General features: G+C 69.3%; 19 protein-coding genes. 10 read left to right on the top strand and 9 right to left on the bottom strand.

Annotated features, from left to right (window positions below; genetic code table 11):
• The first annotated feature begins 74 nt into the window (after positions 1-74).
• Positions 75-1,133 (top strand): beta-ketoacyl-ACP synthase 3, encoded by a 1,059-nt coding sequence (locus ACFRAQ_RS22015; RefSeq protein WP_357284890.1) that lies wholly within the window; start codon positions 75-77, stop codon positions 1,131-1,133.
• Positions 1,133-1,819: a lysoplasmalogenase family protein gene (locus ACFRAQ_RS22010; RefSeq protein WP_379102463.1), complete on the top strand. Its 687-nt coding sequence runs from the start codon at positions 1,133-1,135 to the stop codon at positions 1,817-1,819. Before ACFRAQ_RS22015 ends, ACFRAQ_RS22010 begins: the two co-directional genes overlap by 1 nt.
• 45 nt (positions 1,820-1,864) lie before the next feature.
• On the opposite strand, the gene ACFRAQ_RS22005 is transcribed toward ACFRAQ_RS22010, so the two are convergent.
• The 5 genes from ACFRAQ_RS22005 to ACFRAQ_RS21985 form a co-directional block, all read right to left on the bottom strand.
• Positions 1,865-2,128 (bottom strand): hypothetical protein, encoded by a 264-nt coding sequence (locus ACFRAQ_RS22005; protein ID WP_379102460.1) that lies wholly within the window; start codon positions 2,126-2,128, stop codon positions 1,865-1,867.
• A gap of 130 nt (positions 2,129-2,258) precedes the next feature.
• Entirely contained in the window at positions 2,259-3,356 is a 1,098-nt protein-coding gene (locus ACFRAQ_RS22000; RefSeq protein ID WP_379102458.1) for a phosphotransferase enzyme family protein, read from the bottom strand.
• A complete protein-coding gene (locus ACFRAQ_RS21995) occupies positions 3,353-4,672 on the bottom strand; it encodes a purine-cytosine permease family protein (protein ID WP_379102456.1) in 1,320 nt (439 codons plus the stop codon). Before ACFRAQ_RS21995 ends, ACFRAQ_RS22000 begins: the two co-directional genes overlap by 4 nt.
• Positions 4,673-4,803: 131 nt before the next feature.
• Positions 4,804-5,250, bottom strand: coding sequence for a hypothetical protein (locus ACFRAQ_RS21990; RefSeq protein WP_357284876.1), 447 nt, complete (start codon positions 5,248-5,250; stop codon positions 4,804-4,806).
• Positions 5,251-5,363: 113 nt separating this feature from the next.
• On the bottom strand, positions 5,364-5,975 hold the full coding sequence (locus ACFRAQ_RS21985; RefSeq protein ID WP_379102453.1) for a Uma2 family endonuclease: 612 nt from the start codon (positions 5,973-5,975) through the stop codon (positions 5,364-5,366).
• 104 nt (positions 5,976-6,079) lie between these two features.
• Between ACFRAQ_RS21985 and ACFRAQ_RS21980 the strand changes: the two genes are divergently transcribed.
• The 3 genes from ACFRAQ_RS21980 to ACFRAQ_RS21970 all read left to right on the top strand — a co-directional run bounded on the left by ACFRAQ_RS21980 (position 6,080) and on the right by ACFRAQ_RS21970 (position 8,424).
• The gene (locus ACFRAQ_RS21980; RefSeq protein ID WP_379102451.1) at positions 6,080-6,484 is read left to right on the top strand and encodes a DUF4190 domain-containing protein; all 405 of its coding nucleotides are present in this window, start codon (positions 6,080-6,082) and stop codon (positions 6,482-6,484) included.
• A gap of 25 nt (positions 6,485-6,509) precedes the next feature.
• Complete coding sequence (locus ACFRAQ_RS21975) at positions 6,510-7,217, top strand: TrmH family RNA methyltransferase (protein WP_379102448.1); 708 nt, start codon at positions 6,510-6,512, stop codon at positions 7,215-7,217.
• Positions 7,218-7,281: 64 nt separating this feature from the next.
• Entirely contained in the window at positions 7,282-8,424 is a 1,143-nt protein-coding gene (locus ACFRAQ_RS21970) for a glycoside hydrolase family 76 protein (protein ID WP_379102446.1), read from the top strand.
• Positions 8,425-8,442: 18 nt separating this feature from the next.
• Here the strand turns inward: ACFRAQ_RS21970 and ACFRAQ_RS21965 are convergent, their stop codons facing one another.
• Positions 8,443-9,162 (bottom strand): DedA family protein, encoded by a 720-nt coding sequence (locus tag ACFRAQ_RS21965; protein WP_379102444.1) that lies wholly within the window; start codon positions 9,160-9,162, stop codon positions 8,443-8,445.
• A gap of 8 nt (positions 9,163-9,170) precedes the next feature.
• Positions 9,171-9,824, bottom strand: coding sequence for a DedA family protein (locus ACFRAQ_RS21960; protein ID WP_379103686.1), 654 nt, complete (start codon positions 9,822-9,824; stop codon positions 9,171-9,173).
• Positions 9,825-10,052: 228 nt separating this feature from the next.
• Here ACFRAQ_RS21960 and fbaA point away from each other — a divergent pair, with 228 nt between their 5' ends.
• The 3 genes from fbaA (at position 10,053) to ACFRAQ_RS21945 (ending at position 13,831) form a co-directional block, all read left to right on the top strand.
• Positions 10,053-11,090, top strand: a complete 1,038-nt coding sequence (gene fbaA / locus ACFRAQ_RS21955; protein WP_379102442.1) for a class II fructose-bisphosphate aldolase — start codon at positions 10,053-10,055, stop codon at positions 11,088-11,090.
• Between the two features lie 90 nt (positions 11,091-11,180).
• Positions 11,181-12,299 carry a BTAD domain-containing putative transcriptional regulator gene (locus tag ACFRAQ_RS21950; RefSeq protein WP_379102440.1) on the top strand — a complete coding sequence of 373 codons (1,119 nt, stop codon included), beginning with the start codon at positions 11,181-11,183 and terminating at the stop codon, positions 12,297-12,299.
• Positions 12,300-12,364: 65 nt separating this feature from the next.
• Positions 12,365-13,831: a DUF4185 domain-containing protein gene (locus ACFRAQ_RS21945; RefSeq protein WP_379102438.1), complete on the top strand. Its 1,467-nt coding sequence runs from the start codon at positions 12,365-12,367 to the stop codon at positions 13,829-13,831.
• 120 nt (positions 13,832-13,951) lie between these two features.
• On the opposite strand, the gene ACFRAQ_RS21940 is transcribed toward ACFRAQ_RS21945, so the two are convergent.
• Together ACFRAQ_RS21940 and ACFRAQ_RS21935 are read right to left on the bottom strand one after the other, a co-directional pair.
• Positions 13,952-15,088: a fused (3R)-hydroxyacyl-ACP dehydratase subunits HadA/HadB gene (locus ACFRAQ_RS21940; RefSeq protein ID WP_379102436.1), complete on the bottom strand. Its 1,137-nt coding sequence runs from the start codon at positions 15,086-15,088 to the stop codon at positions 13,952-13,954.
• Positions 15,089-15,295: 207 nt separating this feature from the next.
• On the bottom strand, positions 15,296-17,809 hold the full coding sequence (locus ACFRAQ_RS21935) for a hypothetical protein (RefSeq protein ID WP_379102433.1): 2,514 nt from the start codon (positions 17,807-17,809) through the stop codon (positions 15,296-15,298).
• An 84-nt stretch (positions 17,810-17,893) separates the two neighbouring features.
• Between ACFRAQ_RS21935 and ACFRAQ_RS21930 the strand changes: the two genes are divergently transcribed.
• On the top strand, positions 17,894-18,337 hold the full coding sequence (locus tag ACFRAQ_RS21930; RefSeq protein ID WP_379102430.1) for a DUF3151 domain-containing protein: 444 nt from the start codon (positions 17,894-17,896) through the stop codon (positions 18,335-18,337).
• Between the two features lie 58 nt (positions 18,338-18,395).
• Positions 18,396-19,490: an aromatic acid exporter family protein gene (locus ACFRAQ_RS21925; protein ID WP_379103684.1), complete on the top strand. Its 1,095-nt coding sequence runs from the start codon at positions 18,396-18,398 to the stop codon at positions 19,488-19,490.

Here is a 19,490-nt window from a genome sequence, read left to right as displayed (position 1 = left end):
GTTAGCCTGTGTCCTGGTCTTACGTCCGACAACGGTGTCGACAATGATTGTGCGAAGGGTCGTGTGAGTCACCTGTGGTGAGCATTGCAATCAACAAGGGTCAGCAGAATATTGCGATGCTCGGCATCGGTGCCTACCGGCCCCAGCGCGTCGTCAGCAATGCCGAGGTGTGCGAGGTCCTCGACTCCACCCCGGAGTGGATCTTCGAGCGGACCGGCATTCACAACCGGCGCTGGATCTCCGGCGACGAGACGCTGCGCAGCATGGCGGTCGCCGCGGGCGAGCGGGCGCTGAAGAACACCGGCATCGACCGATCCAAGATCGGCGCCCTGATCCTGGCCTCCTCCAGCTGGCTCAAGCTGACCCCGCACGGTGCGCCGACCGTGGCCTCGGACCTGGGCATGAACGGCATCCCGGCCTTCGACCTGGTTTCCGGCTGCGGCGGCTTCGGCTACGGCCTCGGCGTGGCCGCCGACATGATCCGTTCCGGCTCGGCCGAGTACATCCTGCTCATCGGCGCCGAGACGATGACCGTCGGTCTCGACCCGACCGACCGCGGCACCGCCATGATCTTCGGTGACGGCGCGGGCGCGGTCGTGATCGGTCCCGCCGAGGAGAACGGCATCTCCCCGACCGTGTGGGGCTCCGACGGCGAGAACGCCGAGGCCATCGCGCAGGACGTGGACTTCCTGGAGTTCATGAACAAGGCGCAGCGGCTGCAGGGCACCGACCCGGCCGTGGAGTCCGTGGGCCGGATGTCGCTGCACATGGAGGGCCCCAAGGTCTTCCGCTGGGCCGCCGTCACCCTGCCGCGCGCGCTGTCCAGCGCGATCGAGCTGTCGGGCGTGGCCAAGGACGACATCGAGGTGTTCGTCCCGCACCAGGCCAACGCCCGCATCAATGAGCTCATGAAGAAGAACCTCGGCCTTCCCGACGACCTGCCGATGGCCAATGACATCGAGAACACCGGCAACACCTCCGCCGCCTCGATCCCGCTGGCCATCGAGGAGATGCTGGTGACCGGCAAGGCCAAGGGTGGTCAGCTGGCGCTGCTGCTCGGCTTCGGCGCGGGCCTGTCCTACGCCGGCCAGGTCGCGGTGCTGCCGCCCGCCCCGGCCGAGCCCAGCTTCTGATGGCGAGCCCGTTCCGTGCCGCCTTCGTCGGCGCGGCGGCGGTGACCGTCTACGGCGCGGTCACCGGTCGCGAGAAGCTGCAGTGGGTCGCGAAGCCGTTGCTGATGCCGCTGCTCGCCGCCGACGTGGCCGTGAACGGCAAGCGCCTGGATCCCGCCGACCGCACCGTGCTGCTCGGCTCGCTGGCCGCGGCCACGGTCGGCGACGTGCTGCTCATCGAACCCGACGACGACCGCCGATTGATCGCGGGCGCTTCGTCGTTCGCGGTCATGCAGACCGGCTACTCGTGGCTGTGGTGGCGGCGCGGGGCCCGGCCCCGGCCCGCCATCGCGGGCCAGCGGCTGGGCGCCTGGCTGGGTGCGGCGACGCTCATGCGGTTCAAGGCCCCCACGGTGGCGGTGCCGCTCACCGTGTACGGCGCGACCCTGGGCGCCGCGGCCACCCTGGCCTCGGATCCGGAACTCGCCCGCGACGCGAAGAACATTGCGGGCGTGAACGTTCCGAACGCCGATCCGCGCAGCCGATTGGGTCTGGGCGCACTGCTGTTCACCGTCTCGGACGGATTGATCGTGCTGCGCCGTATTTTCGCGCGTGGTGAGAAGTCGCGCCGGATCACCGAGGGTGTCATTCTCGGCACTTATGCCGCCGCGCAATATCTGCTCGCGGATCCGCGCGCGCATCGGTAGGCATATCGGTCGGTATATCGGTAACCGAATAGGTCGCCGTATCCGTCACCCGGAATTCGATACGAAAGAACCCCATCCGGAAATCTCTGGATGGGGTTCTTCGTGTCTCCGGTGTCCGAGGGACCAGGGCAGGATCTGCGGAACGGAATTCGGGGCGATCGCGCCGACGAGCAGGCCGACCAGCGCGAGCTGCAGGCCCGGGCCGACCGCGCAGAGCGGGATCAGCGGAATTCCGATAATGGTGACGCCACAGATCACGGCGCCGGTCGCGGCCCCGATCACGAAGCCGAGGGCGGCGGCATTGGCCATCGGATCGTGGTTCTGGGCGTTCGGGATGCACGCTGTACTCAGATGGCGTGCAGAACGATTCGCGTTGCCAGAAAAGGCAACAGAACAAGTTCTAGCGGATCGCGGTCACGGAATCAAGTTCACTTCGCGTTCACTGCGCGATGGCTATGGCGGCCCGCAGTTCTCGGCCGGAAACGGATTCCCACCATTCGGTGTGGCCGAGAAAGTAATCGGTGTAGGCGATTTCGGCATTCTCCGGATTACCGCCCGGTACCACGCCGAGGAAGTAATCGATCTCGGAGAGTTCGTATTCGCAGTGCACCAGGGGCAGCAGGGCGGGGAGGGCCCGGCGTTCGGCGGGTGTGAGGGGGCGGACCGATTCGTAGGCTTCGAGCAGGTCGCGGACCTGGTCGAAGCGCACGTGCGCGGAGCCGCCGGCACGGATCGAAATCCAATCCACCGCAGCGCGTTCGATGGCGGTGGCCAGGTCGTGGACGGCGGTGGTGCGGTCGCACAGCCCGAAGTCGATGACCGAGGTGACAGCGTGGTCGCGCCACAGCAGGTTGGTGCCGTGCCAATCATTGTGCGTCCACAGCGGTTCCAGGTCGGCGAGCAGCGGGTACAGGCGCTCGCAGGCGGGGAGCTGGACGCGAGTCATGTCGGCGCGCCAATCGCGACCGGCCAGAAACGCGCCGAGCGCGGGGCGTCGGGCCGCGCGATGCGTCACGGCCGCAAGGGGATCGGCGGCGGAGAACAGGGTGAATCCCGCCTGGAGGGGCCGGGCCGGGCGGGCGGCGGCGTCGTATCCGGTGGCGGCCAAGTGCAGGTGGGCCAGCATGCGACCGGCCGCGGCGGCGTCGGCGAGTGAGCGGTACGGGGACCAGGAGAAGACGCCCGCGTAGGCGTCGTCGCCGGGGCCGAGTTCCTGCACCTCGTAGGCGAATTCGCCGATCTCGGCGGTACGCGGGACACTCGGCACCGGAATTCCGTGCGCGCGTAGGTGATCCATGAAGGCGTGTTCCTCGCCGAGCGCGGCGGCGTCGCGCAGCGCCCGGGGCAGGCGTTTGAGGATGACCTCGCGGTGGTCCGGCAGCCGGATCCGCGCGGTGGCCGAGAGTGGGCGCGGACTGCGCCAGGCGATCCGGGCGTCCGCGCCGAGCACGGCTTCCACCTCGGCGGCGGTGAGTGCGGGCCAATCCGGTTCGACCAGCGGGTCGAGCCCCATGCCGTAGACCCGGCCGTCGGTCATCCCCGGCGCAGCCGCACCAGGATCGCCGTCACGGCGGCGGCCGCCAGGAACGAGTACAGCGAGGCCGAGGCCCACCAGCCCGGATGGATGCCGAGGGTGTTCTGCGCCTTGGTCCAGAAGTCGCTCCACCAGGTGATCGAACCGGGGTTGAACAGCTGGTAGACGACGAATCCGATCGCCCACGGCAGCAGCATGAGCGGGCGGGTGGGGGCCTGCTCGGTGAGGTCCCAGCCGGTGCGGCCGCGGCCGAAGAAGTAGTCGACGACCAGGACCGCGCACAGCGGCACGAAGACCGACCCGATCAGGTACAGGAAGTTGGCGTAGTTGCCGAAGTCGCGGACGGGCAGCGCCAGCAGCGTCACGAGCGCGCCGACCAGGGTAGCCAGCAGCCGCCGATCCACCCGGGGCAGCAGGTTCTGGATGGACATGGCCGTCGAATAGATATTGGCGAAGGACTGATCCGATTCGCGCAGCACCAGCACCGCGAAGAACAGCCACCCGGCGGTGACGCCGAGGAAGGTGTCGAAGATGTGGTCGGCGCTGCCCGCCTGCAGGATCGCGAGGATGCCGAGCAGATAGCACAAGACCTGTGCGACCGAGTAGCCGATCACGGTGGCCCCGGCGGCGGTGCGGGCCGACCGCGAGTGCCGGGTGTAGTCGGCGGCCAGCGGCACGAAGGAGATGGAGACCGCGAGGGTGGCGTCGACGGCGGGCCAGAACCCGCTCCAACTGGTGTCGGTCGGCATCGGAACCGGTTGCCGCAGCAGCTGAATCGTGAAGTAGACCAGGGCGATAGCGACCGCCACCGAGACGTATTTGCGCAGCGCGCGCACCGCGGACAGCGGCCACACGGCCATCACGGTGGACAGCGCACCCGCGCCGACGATGACGATCCAGTGCGGCACCCGGTCATGGGTGAGCGCGGAGACGCCGAGCGTGATGACGGTGAGCTCGTACACGCCCCAGCCGATGCACTGCACGATATTGGCGACCGTCGGCACGTACGACAGCCGGGTGCCGAACAGTCCGCGCAGCACCGCCATGGCCGGCGCGCCGGTGCGGGCGCCGATGGCGGCGGGACCGGCCACCATGGCCGCGCCGACCACGGTGCCGAGCACGGTGGCCAGCAGCGCTCCGGTCAGCGGCAGGTTCGCGCCGGCGGGGGTGAGCACGACCGCGGCGCCGCTGAACCCGATCAGGCTGACGCCGAGATTCAGCCAGAACGCCGCCTGATCGGTGAAGCCGAGGGTGCGCGGCGGCTCGGTGTCGAGTACCAGCGGCGCTTCCCGGCGGTCCGGTGTGTCGGCGATCGTCATGGTCAGGATGCTACGGCCCGGATCGGACGAATCCGGCAGACCGTCCCGGCGGGCGCACCCGGCTCGGTCGCGGTGCCACCCCGTGGGGGCGGTCCGATGAGCGCCGGGTCACCGGCCCTGCGGGACGCGGTTCACAGGCACAGGATGATGCGGTCGCGGTTGCGCGGATCGACGCGGATCGAAATCGTGCCGCCCACAGCGATTCTCGGCTTGACCACGGGTTCGACGTCGAACACGATGCTGCCGTAATAGGTTTCCGACCCCGGCACCACCAGCTCGAGGTCGAGTTCGGTGAGCTCGGTGCAGTGGTCGGTGCGCTGCAGCGGGTGCACGCCCTCGATGTTCGCCCAGCCTTCGAGACCGTGCCGCAGCAGCTTCCGGTCCGAGCGGGTGGGGCGCTGGGCGAGCAGCATGCCGAGTCCGAGGAAGGTTCCGTACAGGCCGACCAGTGTGACGACCTGGACCGGGATGGTTCCGGGCGGGGTGAGCGGGACCAGCCAGCCCAGCCAGAGGCCGAGTGCGACGAGATATGCCGCCGTCACTCCGAGCACCGTTCTGGCTATGCGCGCGTGGTCCATGACACCCTCCAACCACGGCCTCCGGGATTCCAGGATAGTCCCGAATTTTGTCCCGTGTGGACCGATCAGGCGAGGTCAGAGGGTATGCGCGGCAAATCGAGAGCTGTCCGGGATCACACCGAGACGCCGGAGGGGCGTAGCGCGGTGAGCGCGTCCAGGTCCAAGGGCAGGCCGATATCGTCGAGCTCCAGGGTCACCTGTCCGACATGCTCACCGGTCGGTATGTACCGGCCGTCCCGCAGTCGAAAGGTATACAGCCGCAACGCATCCTCGGTCTCCAACAGCCAGTAGTGCCCGATTCCGGCCGCCGCGTACTCCGCGAACTTCATCACCCGGTCCACCCGCCGCGACCCCGGCGCCACGATCTCGATGGCCGCCAGCACATCCGGGGGCCGCACCCGGGTGGCGTGCTCGGCTCCGGCCGCCCCGCCGACGATCAGCACGTCCGGCACCCGCACCGTCGGCGGCGTGCCCTCGTCGATCAGCAGTTCGATGCGCGCCATGGCGGCCATGCGCCGCGGCAGCGCCCGCTCGAGCTGAGCTGCCAAGCGCCACACCGCGAGTTGATGCCGGGGCGGTTGCGGCGCCACGACCAGCACGCCGTCCACCAGCTCCCGGCAGTGCCGGTTGTTCTCGGGGAGCAGCGACCACTCCGCGATGGACAGCAGGTGATTCGGCCAGTATTCAACCGATTTCAGCAATTCCGCGGAACTCGACCGAGTCATGATTCCAGTCTTCCACGCCCGGCAACCGCGCAGCGATGTTTCAAACCTTCGACCACGGAAGCGCCCGCACCCGTTGTGGCGCAGCACCACCTAGGCTTGCGCACATGACCTACGACGCGCCCCCGCCGGGCTGGGATCCGCAGTCCCAGGGCCAGCAACCGGGCTACTACCAGCAGCCCGGATACAACCCCGGCTATCAGCCGCCCGTCCCCGGCTACTACCCGCCGGGCTATTACGGCGCGCCCGCCCCGGACCACCCGCAGGCCGTGGTGGTGCTGATCCTCGGCGTGATGAGCCTGGTGTTCTGTCAGCTGCTGGGTCCGGTGGCCTGGATCATGGGCGGCAAGGCCCGCCGCGAGATCCGCGACTCCCACGGCGCCATCGGCGGCGCCGGGATGGTGACGGCGGGCTGGATCTGCGGGATCGTCGCCACCGCGCTGATGGCGATGGTGATCCTGTTCATCGTGTTCGCGATCATCGTCGGTGGGGTCGGGGCGTCCCAGTACTGATTCGCCCGGCAACTACCATCGCCGGGTGAGTTCCACCCCGATCGCCGACGAATCCGGCGCCCCTGGCCAGGCCGACGCGGCGGCCCCCGGTCCGACCGAGTGGGGCGAGCATCCGCACGGCGTCGGACCGTGGCGGGACGAGTTCGGCACCGAGCCGCCCGCCGATCCGCGTCTGGATCCGGAGCTGCTCGCCCACGGCGACCGCCGCAATGTGGTGGACGCGTACCGGTATTGGCGGCGCGAGGCGATCGTCGCCGACATCGACAGCCGAAGGCATACGCTGCACGTGGCCATCGAGAACTTCGGCCACGACGCCAATATCGGCACCGTGGTGCGCACCGCCAACGCCTTCGCCGCGGCGGCCGTGCACATTGTCGGGCGTAAGCGCTGGAATCGGCGCGGCGCCATGGTCACCGACCGCTACCAGCACATTCACCATCACCACGACACCGCCGAGCTGCTCGCCTTCGCGGCGGAGGCCGGGCTGACCGTGGTCGCGGTCGACAATGTGCCCGGCGCGGTGCCGCTGGAAACGGTGGAGCTGCCGCGTGATTGCCTGCTGTTGTTCGGTCAGGAGGGGCCCGGGGTGACCGAGGCCGCGAAAGCGGGCGCGTTGCTGACCGTTTCGATCGCGCAGTTCGGTTCCACCCGCAGCATCAATGCCGGGGTGGCCGCGGGCATCGCCATGCACGCCTGGATCCGGCAGCACGCGGACCTCGCTCAGGCATGGTGAGGCGTACGACTCTCGGTAACAAATAAGCCACGAACCCTGTTGTCCGATTGGCATTATTAGTCCCATGACATCGCGGACCGGACGCAATATCGAGCCGACGGCTGCCCTCTGGTCGCAGCGGGCCGATCTCGCCGAATCCGCGATTCTGTCCCGTCACCTGCGCAAACTCTGGGGCTGCCCGGGCACGCAGCTCGGGGTGGTGGGCTGGCCCGCCACCAAACGCGAGCGCACCTTCGCGTTCTGGCACTACTGGTGGCAGGCCCACCTGATCGACTGCGCGGTCGACGCCGCCAATCGCGCGCCGACTCCCGCGCGGCAGCGTCGGCTGTGGTCCATCGCGCACGGCATGCGGCTGCGCAATATCACCGGCTGGACCAACAACTACTACGACGACATGGCCTGGCTGACCATCTCGCTGGAGCGGGCCGAGCGCACTCAGGGCGTCGAAGAGGTCCGGGGCGCGCTGCTGATTCTGGAGAAGACGCTGGTCAACGGGTTCGAGCCGGAGTTCGGCGCGGTGCCGTGGCGGAAGGGCTCGGATTTCTACAACGCCCCCGCCAACGGACCGGTCGGGATTGCCATGGCGCGGCTGGGCCGCTACACCCGCGCCCAGGAACTGGCCGACTTCCTCGACGCGAACCTGCGTGACCAGGAGACCGGTCTCATCTTCGACGGCATCCACCTACCGTCCGGCGAGGTGGAGAAGCCCGTCTACAGCTACTGCCAGGGCGTCGTCCTCGGGCTCGAGACCGAACTCGCGGTGCACACCGGCGAACCCCGGCACGCCGACCGCGCGGTCCGGCTGATCGACGCCATCGACGAGCACCTGACCGAGAACGGCGTCGTGGTCGGTGACGGCGGCGGTGACGGCGGCCTGTTCAACGGCATCCTCATTCGCTACCTCGCGCTGGCCGCGCTCATGCTGCCCGGCGACGAACCCGACCGGGTGACCGCCCGCCGCAAGGCCGCCGCCATCGTGCGCGCCTGCGCGACCGCGGCCTGGGAGCACCGACTCGATGTCGAGGGCGAACCGCTGTTCGGCGCGGACTGGCGCCAGCCCGCCCGGCTGCCCGGCATCGCGGGCGCCGGCGGCTTCGAGGGCGGATCGGTGAGCGCCTCCCAGAGCCCGGAACGCGATCTGTCGGTACAGCTCTCGGGCTGGAAACTGATGGAGGCCGCGCACACGGTCACGGCCGCGGGACTCTAGCCGCGAATCACGCCAGGATCAGCCGTGGTGCTGCCGGGGGAGCGGAACGGTCGCCGGATCGTCGATATCGACGTCGAAATCCTCGGCGGGCCGCGCCATTTCGGCCCGGTACTGCCGTACGCCGATCACGGTTCCCAGGATCAACCCGACGACCAGGGTCCCGATGACCGCGGGCATCAGCCAGGAGATGTCCTCGATGAAGCTGCCCGCGTAATAGCTGGCCAGCAGGATCACCGGCGCCCAGATCACCGCCCCGATCGACGAGGCGATGGTGTACTTGCGGTGATCCATCCCCGCCGCGCCCGCGACCAGCGGGCACAGCGTGCGCACCCACGGAATCCAGCGGGCCACCAGCACCGCCAGGAATCCGTGCTTGTGCAGCAGTTCCGAGACCCGCGCCAGATTGCGGGTGTTGATGTACTTGCCGTTCTTGCGCGCGACCAGGTGATGCCCGGTGCGCTGCCCGAACACGTATCCCACCTGATTGCCCGCGATCGCGGCGATCATGGTGCCCACCGACAGCGCCCACACGTGGCCCTCGCCATTGACCTGGGAGGCCAGCACCACGCCCGCGGTGATGAGCATGGAGTCACCGGGCAGGAACAGCCCGATGATGAGTGCGCACTCCAGGAATACGAACGTGAGGACGATGGTCCACACGAGCACCGGTCCGGCCGTCTCGAGCGGTCCGAACCCGCCGGAGGCGAGGGTCGTCGTTAGCGGGGTGGTCGTCGGCACCGAATGGCTCAGCGGGTCGACTCGTTCGACGAGGTGGCGAGCTCGGCCTGCTCCGGGTGCTGACCGCGGTGCAGCAGATTCTTACCGACCGCGATGATGCCCGGGAGAATGGACACGAACACGATCAGCAGGAAGATCGCCTCGACGTTCTTGCGAATGAATTCGACATTGCCCAGGAAGTACCCGAGCACGGTGACGCCGCCGCCCCACAGGACCGCGCCGATGATGTCGACGGTCGCGAACTTGCGGTAGTCCATCTTCGAGACACCGGCCAGCACCGGCATGAAGGTGCGCACGATGGGCACGAAGCGGGCCAGGATGATGGTCTTGGGGCCGTGCTTCTCGAAGAAGGCGTGCGTCTCGGTGATGTAACGCTGCTTGAAGAAGCGAGTGTCCTCCTTCTTGAACAGCGCCGGGCCGATGGTCCGCCCGATCCAGTAGCCGCTCTGGTCACCCAGCCAGGCCACGAACGCGGTGGCCGGTACCAGCCACCAGATGTTCATGCCGGCCGGCGGGTGCGCCTGGGCCGCCAGCAGACCGCCAGTGAACAGCAGCGAGTCGCCGGGGAGGATGGGGAACAGCAGGCCGGTCTCGATGAAGACGATGGCCAAGATCGCCGGGAGCACCGCGTGGGACAACCACGTCTCCGTGAGGAGGTGCATGGGGTCCAAGATCGCGGGCAGCGCGGCGTTGGTCGTCACGGCATCGGATACGGCCAGCAAGGTCACGGCCACCACAGTACCGGTACCCCGGACATCACACCGAACGTCGAAGCAACCTCACAAAGTTGTCGAGTATCCGAGGCCCCGGGCCGTGGAAAAAGCCGCTCCCCTATGGTGTGGGCTGACAGAATTTTGTTGTATCGCAGCACACACCCCACGGAGGTCCACGTGCCCATCGCGACTCCGGAGATCTACGCCGAGATGATTGCTCGGGCCAAGCAGAACTCCTTCGCGTTCCCCGCCATCAACTGCACGTCCTCGGAGACGATCAACGCGGCCATCAAGGGCTTCGCGGACGCCGGTTCCGACGGCATCATCCAGTTCTCCACCGGTGGTGCGGAATTCGGTTCCGGCCTGGGCGTGAAGGACATGGTCACCGGCGCGGTCGCGCTCGCGGAGTTCGCGAACGTGGTGGCCGCCAAGTACGACGTCACCATCGCGCTGCACACCGACCACTGCCCGAAGGACAAGCTGGACACCTTCGTGCGCCCGCTGCTGGCCATCTCGGCCGAGCGCGTGAAGAACGGCCTGAACCCGCTGTTCCAGTCGCACATGTGGGACGGTTCCGCGATCCCGATCGACGAGAACCTCGAGATCGCCAAGGAACTGCTGAAGCAGGCGCACGCCGCCAACATCATCCTCGAGGTCGAGATCGGCGTCGTCGGCGGTGAAGAGGACGGGGTCGAGGCCGAGATCAACGAGAAGCTCTACACCTCGTCCGAGGACTTCGAGAAGACCATCGACGCGCTCGGCGCCGGCGAGAACGGCCAGTATCTGCTGGCCGCCACCTTCGGCAACGTGCACGGCGTCTACAAGCCGGGCAATGTGGTGCTCAAGCCCGAGGTGCTGGCCGAGGGCCAGCGCGTGGCCGCCGCCAAGCTGGGCCTGGGCGCGGACGCGCAGCCCTTCGACTTCGTCTTCCACGGCGGTTCAGGCTCGCTGAAGTCGGAGATCGAGGACTCGCTGCGCTTCGGTGTGGTGAAGATGAACGTCGACACCGACACCCAGTACGCCTTCACCCGTCCGGTCGCCGGCCACATGTTCGGCAACTACGACGGCGTCCTGAAGATCGACGGCGAGGTCGGCAACAAGAAGGTCTACGACCCGCGCAGCTACCTCAAGAAGGCCGAGACCTCGATGGCCGCGCGCGTGGTCGAGGCCTGCAACGACCTGAACTCGGCGGGACGCTCGATCAGCGCCAAGTAAGCTCAACGCTCGGGATTCCGCGCAGCGCAGCGGAATCCCGGGCAATTTTCGAGCGGCGGGCGCGCCGCGGTCTCTATCGAGGCAGGTGGCATGACTGTCGACGTGCGGGTCCTGGGCCCCGTGCAGCTGTTGGTCGCCGGCCGGTCCATACCGGTCGGCGGTCCCAAGCCCCGCGCACTGCTGGCGGCGCTGGCTGTGAACCGGCGGCGTGCCGTGTCCTCCCAGGCCCTGGCCGACATCGTCTGGAACGATGATCCGCCGGACTCCTATCAGGCCAGTCTCCAGGTGTTCGTCTCGAACATCCGCAAGACGCTGCGCACCGCCGGGATCGACCCGGTGGCGTTGCTGCGCACCGAATCCTCCGGCTACCGCCTCGAAATCGAGGACGACGAGTGCGATCTCGGGCGTTTCGAGACGCTGCGCCGCGAAGGCTCCGAGGCCGCCGCGATCGGCGACCCGGCCACCGCGTCCCGGCTCTTCGGCGAGGCCCTCGCCGAATGGAGCGGGCGCGCGCTCGACGACCTGTCGGGTCTCGGTTTCGCGGAGAGCTTCGCCACCGCCATGGACGAGGAGCGGCTGCTGGTCGCCTCCGCCCGCATCGACTCCGAAATCGCCCTGGGCCGTGCGTCTTCCGTGGTCGGCGAACTGGTGTCGATGACCAATGCCCATCCGCTGCGGGAACCGTTGTGGGCGCAGCTCATCACCGCGCTCTATCTGTCCGGCCGTCAGGCCGACGCGCTCGACGCCTGCCGCCGGGTGCGGACCGTGCTCGCCGACGAGCTCGGCATCGATCCGGGGCCCGCGCTGATCGCGCTGGAACAGAAGGTGCTGCGCCAGGAACCGTTGAGCACCGGGCAGATTCACGAGGTCGAGCGGATGGCGAAGGCCATGACCGAGACCGTCACCGAGATGCCGCGCGCGGTGCGTGCCGGGCAGCTGCGCCTGGCGGACGGACGCGTGGTGCCGATCGGCGCCAATGGCGTGAAGATCGGTCGCATGACCGACAACGATCTGGTGCTCGACGATCCGAAGGCCAGCCGGTACCACGCGCAGATCACGCCCAGCCGGGCCGGGCTGCTGATCAAGGACCTGCACTCCGCCAACGGGATCTACATCAACGAGCAGACCATCGAGTCGGCCGCGGTGCTCGCCGACGGCGATGCCATCCGGATCGGCACGACCGTGATCACCTTCCAGGCCATGCGCTGACCTGTGGGGTAGGGTCCTTGCCCGGATGATGTCCGGATGACCCTAATGTCGAGAGGGTTGAACGCATGGCCAAGCGGCTCGTGGCGGCTGCGGGAGCGGTGATCTTCGGGGCGGGAGTACTGGTCGGTATGGGCCGGCCGGTGGCGTCCGCGGATTCGGAAACCGGTGCGACACCGGCGGTTCCGGGCATCGGCGCCTGCAAAACCGACCCCAGACCCGAACACGAGTCGGTGGTGCCCAAGACCCTCGAGGTGCCGGTCGCCTACCCGGTCGTCACGGTCGACACCGGGCCGCTGCCGGAGAACACCAAGCGCGTGAACATGGAACTGCCGCCGGACCCGTGCGTGAACCCGTGCCCGGACCTCACCGACACACCCGCCGCGCCACCGGGACTCGCCGAACAACTCGGCATCCCGAAACTCATCGTGCGGCCGCAGCCGTTCAATTTCGCACTGCCCAACCCGAATCCGCCCGCGCTGCCGCCCGGGCCCGAACCCGAGCACCCGTCCAGCGAGCCCGCCGAGCGCACCCCCACCCGGCCCACGCCACAGGTCTCCGACGTGCGCGAGGTGTCCAAACTGACCGGCGCCAACTCGACCAACCGCACCGACAAGCGCTGGCAGGTGCAGGGCACCGACCTCGGCATCATGTGGCAGAGCGCGCCCGACGAGATCGCCATCGCGTTCGGCGACACCGTCGGCCGGGAATTCCATCCGCCCGGCGGCATGGGCGAGGACTGGCGCTCGAACCTGCTGGCGTTCAGCAAGAATCGCGACCTCGCCAACGGCGTCGTCTTCGACCGCATGGTCACCGACGACCGCTGCCACGCCGTGGAACTGCTGAGCAGCCGCAAGCTGGACAATATCGAGATCACCACCATCCCCACCTCGGGGTTCGCGCTCGGCGACCGGCAGTACATGAGCTACATGTCGATCCGCACCTGGAACAGCCTGCCGGGCACCTGGTTCACCAACTACGGCGGGCTCGCCTACTCCGACGACCACGGCGAACACTGGACCAAGGACCCGTACGCCAAGTGGGAGAACATCTTCGGCGTCTCCAGCTTCCAGGTCGCGTCGATGGTGCCGCAGGGCGACTGGGTGTACATGTTCGGCATCCCGAACACCCGGTTGGGCGGGGTCGGGCTGGCGCGGGTGCCGAAGGAGCAGGTGCTCAACCCGACCGCCTACCAGTACTGGCAGAACGGCTCCTGGGCGCCCGCCGTGAACGGAAGCGTCAGCGCCACACCGGTCGTCGACGCGCCCGCGGGAGAACTGTCGGTCCGCTACGACGAGAACCGCAAGGTGTGGCAGATGAGCTACCTGGACACCGCGAAGGCGGCTCTGGTTGTGCGGGAATCGGATTCACCGCAGGGCGCGTGGTCCGACAGCGCGGTCACGGTGAGCGCGCTGCAGTTCCCGGAACTGTACGGCGGTTTCATCCACCCGTGGTCGACCGGTCAGGACCTGTACTTCACCATGTCGACCTGGAACGACTACAACGTCTACCTGATGCACGCCACACTGAACTGACCTTCAGGCGTTCCCCGATCGCGACAACTGATTTCGCTGCGATTGGGGTAACTCCAGGGGGACGTCCACAATTGGTTCGGTACCTGACCGGCGGTCCGCATGTGGGACGGTCGACGGCTCTCAGCCGCGCGCTGAAGTCTCGGGGAGGCGGGACAGCCGAACCTCGGCGATGGCGCGGCCGAAGAGCTTCTTGCCCTCCGAGGTCGCGCCCAGCACGACGGTCGCCGCACCGGTGGCCGCGTCCACCGACTTCACCTTGCCGGTGAACTCGACGAAGGTCGGGGCGGTCGGCTCCACCGGCACGAAACCGGAGAAGCGGACGCTGAACTTGCCCAGCGCCGAGGGGTCGCCCAGCCAGTCCACCAGGTAGCCGGCGGTCAGGCCCATGGTGAGCATGCCGTGCGCCACCACGGTGGGCAGGCCGACCAGGGTGGCGGCGGTGTCGCTGAAGTGGATCGGGTTCGGGTCGCCGGAGACGCCGGCGTAGTTGACCAGATCGCCCCGGGTGACCGGCACCTTCGCGGCGGGCAGTTCGGTGCCCGCGGCCACGCCCGCGGCGGTCGGGACGGTGTTGACCGGCAGCGGCGCGGCGGGGGCGGCGGGCTCGGCCACCTCCTCCGGGGCCAACAGGATCAGGCCGTTCGGGTCGGTGTCGAACTGGCCGGGCTCGACGACATGGCCGTGCATGACCACGCCCGACACCGTCTCGACCGCGACCGGGTCGATCTCGACGCCCTTGCGGGCCACGATGGTGGTGGTGGCGACCAGCACCGGCCGCACGTCGGCATCGGTCAGGGTGACCTTGACGGTGATGAAGTCGTTGTCGCCGAAGCCGCGGATGTTCTCCACCACCACGTCCACGCCCAGCCGGTCCCCGGCCAGGATCGGGCGGTGGTACTCGAAGACCTGGTCGGTCTGGAGGATCTGCGAGACGTCGTACTCGGTGAGCACCGAGCCGATCAGCGAGCGGGTGGTGGCCGCGCCGATTACCGAGGCGAAGGTCGGCGAGGCCAGCAGGCCGCCGTAACCGAGCTCGGCGGCATCGGTCTCGCGGTGGTGGGCGGCGTGGTCGTTGCGCACGGCGCGGGCGAATTCGCGGATCTTCTCGCGGCCCACGTCGTAGTGATCGCGCACCCGGAAGTGACGGCCGACCAGTTCGGCGGCGGTGGCCTTGGCCGGCTCCACGATGGTCTCCGCCTCCAGAACCGCCAGGGTCTCTGCCGTATCCGGCACGATGTGCTCAGCCGTATCCGGCATCCGTACTCAGCTCCTGCATTCGTAACTTTATGGACGGTGTACAACACCGCTGAAGTGCCGGAATGCCGAAATGGCCAGCCCAGACAACCCAGACACCCTACCGACGTGCAGGTCTATTGACCAGGTGTATGTGATGTTCATCGCGAGCACGAGCGAGAACGTGTCAGGCCATTTCGCCGAAGCTGTCGATACCGGTTTTCGCCCCGGTCAGTGCGCGTTCTTGGGCTCACACACCTTCCACGAACCGCCCTCGTTGCGCAGGTCGAAGGTCCGCGAGGAGAGCTTCGCCGGATCCGCCGCGGTGAAGACCGTCGCCTGCGCCAACGCGGCGTCACCGGTGATCTGGATGGCGTCCACGCTCTTCACCTGCGGGATGCTCTTCTGCTCCTGGGAGGTCTTGTACACGCTCGCGAACTGGTCGGCCGAGATCTTCTGATAGAAGTCGTGCTGCGCACCGCAGGTCACCGCCCGCAGCGTGTCCAGGTTCCCGCTGTCCAGGGCATCGGTGTACGACGTGATCGTCTGCTGCACCAGCGCTTCCGGCGAATTGTCGTCATTGTGCTTCTTCACGCCGAGCACCACACCGACGATCGCGACCACCGCGACCACCGCCGCGGCCACGCCGATCCACAGCTTCTTCGACCCGCCACCGGACTTCGCGGAGCCGTCGACCGGCTCGGCCGCCGGAACCCGCTGCGGCTGCGCCAGCCCGCCGATCCCGGGCACACCCGGCGATCCGCCGATCCCGGGCGGCGGCGCACCGAGACCCGGCTGGCCACCCGGTCCCTGCGGAGCACCCGAACCCGGCTGGCCCTGCGGCGCATTCGGCCCGTGCGGAGAGTTCGGTCCCTGCGCACCCGGGCCCTGCGGTGCGTTCGGGCCGTTCAGCGCCTGGGGTCCCTGCGGCCCACCCGGTCCCTGCGGACCCTTGGGCGCGTTCGGTCCCTGCGGTCCGCGGGGTCCCTGCGGCGCACCCGCCCCGACCCGCTGCGGCGCCGCGATCCGCGGACCGCCGATCGGCTGACCCGGCATGGTCGACTGGGTGTCCGCCGGAGACGGCGCGGTCGCGGGCCGACGCGGGCCCATCGGAGGAGCCATCGGCGGCCGCGGCGGCGACGGCCGCGTCTCCTCGACGGGCGCGTCCGGAGCGGTCCCCTTCGGCCCGACATTCCGCGGCCCCGCGTTCACCCGGGGCGTCTGCGGCGGCTTGCTGACCGCACGACCCTGCGGCCCCGACACCCGAATCTTCTCGGTCCCGGCCTCACCCGACACCACCGGCAGCGCCGTCGTGGCGTCATCGGCCGGATTCGGCACCCGCTTGATCACCACGGTCGCCGCGTCTCCGGAGCCCTCGGCCCCGGACCCGCCGTCCTTCGCATCGGCAGGGGTCCCGGAATCACCGGTGCCACCGGACTTCTCGCCGGCCGCGGCGTCATCGCCCGACTTCTCGTCGTCATCGGCCGATGCGGCGGGCATCCCCTGCGTCGGAACATCCTCCGGCGCGGTCTTCCCCGCAGCCCCGCCCTTACCGGCAGCTTCGCTCGAGGCCGCAGCAGCCGCGCCGACGGCCGCGCCGCCCGCGACGCTCTTCCCGGAATCCGCGGAGCCGGATTGCCCCTGCTCGCCGGGCTTCCCGGCCGCCGGACCACTCGCATCCTGTCCGGGCCGCTGAATCTTGATCATCTGGGTGGTGGCATCGGCCTGCGCGTCGGCGCCCTGCGCGCCACCGCCCGCCTTCTCGCCGGCGGGCCGCTGAATCGGAATGAACTGGGTCGGAGCGTCATCGGCGGGCGATGGCGCTCCCGGACCCTGACCACGGCCGGCCGGCTGCGCGCTCGCATCGGATTGTCCAGCGCCGCTGGGCTTTTCGCCGGTCGCGGGCTGTCCGTCGGACGCCGCGGAACCCTGGCGTTCCTGGGGCTCGGGAGTCTGGGACTGCCCGCCCGGTCCGGATTGCGCGCCCTCCGAGGGGCGTCCACCCGCGGCGTTCCCGGAACCCGGTGCGGCAGCGCCGGACTGCGCGGTCGCACCCGGCTGTACGCCCGACCCGCCCGGCGAGGGCTGCCCGCTCGGCGTGCTCTGCGGCTTGAACTCACCCGAGCCCTGGCGCGCGGCCGACGGCTGTCCGCCGGGCCCACCCTGCGCTCCGGCAGGCGTGCCCGGTAGTCCGCCCGGTGCGCCTTGCGATCCGCCGGGCCCGCCCTGCTGTCCGGCGGCTGCGCCCTGAGCCCCAGCTGACGTGCCCTGCGGTCCGGCAGATCCACCCAGCGGTCCAGCCGGCGCGCCCTGCGCTCCGGCGGGCGGCTGCACTCGGCCCGCGCCCGCCTGGTCGGCGGGGGACTGGCCTCGGTTCGCGGCCGGGGGCCGGACGCGGTTCGCGCCCGGAGTGCCTGCGGGCTTGGAGGTTTCGTAGTGGATGGTGGCGAAACCGGCGGGGCCGGACTTGGCCTGCGGGGTCTTGGGGGTGCCGGGTCGAGGTGCGCCGGTGCGGATTTCCTCGGTCCGCGCGTTGGGGTTGGGGATGGCTTCGGTGGCGGCGGTCGGGGGTGCGGCGTCGGAGGTCGCGGGCGTGCTCGTGCCGTTCGCGGCCGCCGGAGCGGACTGGTCGGCCGGGCTCGCCGGGCGGTCGGGGGTGGCGCTGGTGTCCGTGTCGCCTGCGGCGGGACCCGATGCCTGGTTGGCAGGGCCCTGCTGCTGCTGGTCGTCTTTCGGGTCGGACACGCGCTGCACCCCTCGTAATCGGCGGAACTGTGATTCGAAGGTCAGCCTACTGAGCATTCCGGGTACCGGTGCAGAATGATCGGCATGACCTCCTTCGGCGATCTGCTCGGACCGCAGCCGGTCCTCCTTCCGGAAAACATCGACGCGGAGGACGCGCTGCTCCAGAAACAGGACCCGGTGCTGGTCGCCGCGGCCCACCCGACCGCCTCCATCGCCTGGGCCCACCTGGCCGAAGCCGCCCTGGAGCGGGGCGCCGCCGCCGACGGCGACGTCAACCTCGACATCATCTCCGCCTACGCCTTCGCGCGCACCGGCTACCACCGCGGCCTGGACCTGTTGCGCCGCAACGGCTGGAAGGGCTTCGGCCCGGTGCCGTGGAGCCACGAACCCAACCAGGGCTTCCTGCGCAGCGTGGGCGCGCTCGCCAAGGCCGCCCGGGCCATCGGCGAGACCGACGAGTACGCGCGCTGCCTGGACCTGCTCGAGGACTGCGACCCGCGCGCCGCAGCCGAGCTCGGCCTCGACTGAATTGAGCGGTGGCCTAGGCGAAACCATCGACGCCGCCCGCGAGAGCGGCGTCACCCGCATGCGCAAGGCCGCCGGGCGGGTCCGCTCGTCACTGCTGCCGATCGTGCAGTGCGCCATCGGCGCGGGCGTGGCCTGGTTCATCGCCCACAATGTGATCGGGCACGAACACCCGTTCTTCGCGCCGATGGCGGCCATGATCTCCATCGGCGTCTCGTTCGGGGCCCGGCTGCGCCGCTCGATCGAGCTCATCGTGGGCGTGGCCGTCGGCATCGGCATCGGGGACCTGTTCGTGTCCCGGGTCGGCACCGGCGGCTGGCAGATCATGCTGCTGGTGGTGCTGGCCATGTGCACCGCCGTCTTCCTCGACGGCGGTCCCGTCATCACCATGCAGGCGGCCAGTTCCGCGGTGCTGGTGGCGACCCTCTACCCGCCCGGCCAGGGCGGCGCGTCGCTGCGCATGATCGACGCCCTGGTAGGCGGACTGGTCGGCATCGTGGTGGTGGCGGCCATTCCGCTGCACCCGGTCCGCCGCGCCCGGGAGCAGGCGGCCGGAATCCTGGAGGTGATGGGCGCCGCCCTCACCGAATGCGCGGACGGCCTGCTCGAACACGACGCCGCCAAGATCAAGGCGGCGCTGGAGGCGGTGCGCGGTACACAGGGCGCGATCGACGCCCTGCGCAACACGCTCGAGGGCAGTCGGGAGATCATTCGAATCTCCCCGCTGTACTGGAACTCTCGCACCCGCCTGAGCCGGTTGCGCGACGCCGCGGATCCGCTCGACAACGCGGTCCGCAACACTCGGGTGCTGCTGCGCCGGGCCCTCACCTCGGTCCGCGACGACGAGGTGCTCGACCCGGGTCTCATCATGGAGGTCGAGAAGCTCGGCCAGGCGATCGACGTGGTGCGCCGCATGATGCTCGCCGACCCGGACGAGAAGCCCGATCCCGCCGAGGCGACCCGCGTGCTGCGCTCGGTCGGCAAGGGCGCGACCAAGGATCTGGTCGACGGTGCGGGCCTGTCCGCGCACGTGGTGTTCGCCCAATTACGGTCCATCGTGGTGGATCTCATGCAGGTGTGCGGCGTGCGGCGGCTGTCGGCCATGGCGCTGCTGCCCCCGACCGTCGCGCACCCCTACGTCACGCCGATCGACTGA

This window comes from Nocardia sp. NPDC056611 (genome assembly GCF_042792755.1).
Taxonomy (GTDB): domain Bacteria; phylum Actinomycetota; class Actinomycetes; order Mycobacteriales; family Mycobacteriaceae; genus Nocardia.
Note: the sequence above shows the minus strand (reverse complement) of the source record. Positions and strands in the feature narration are given on the sequence as shown.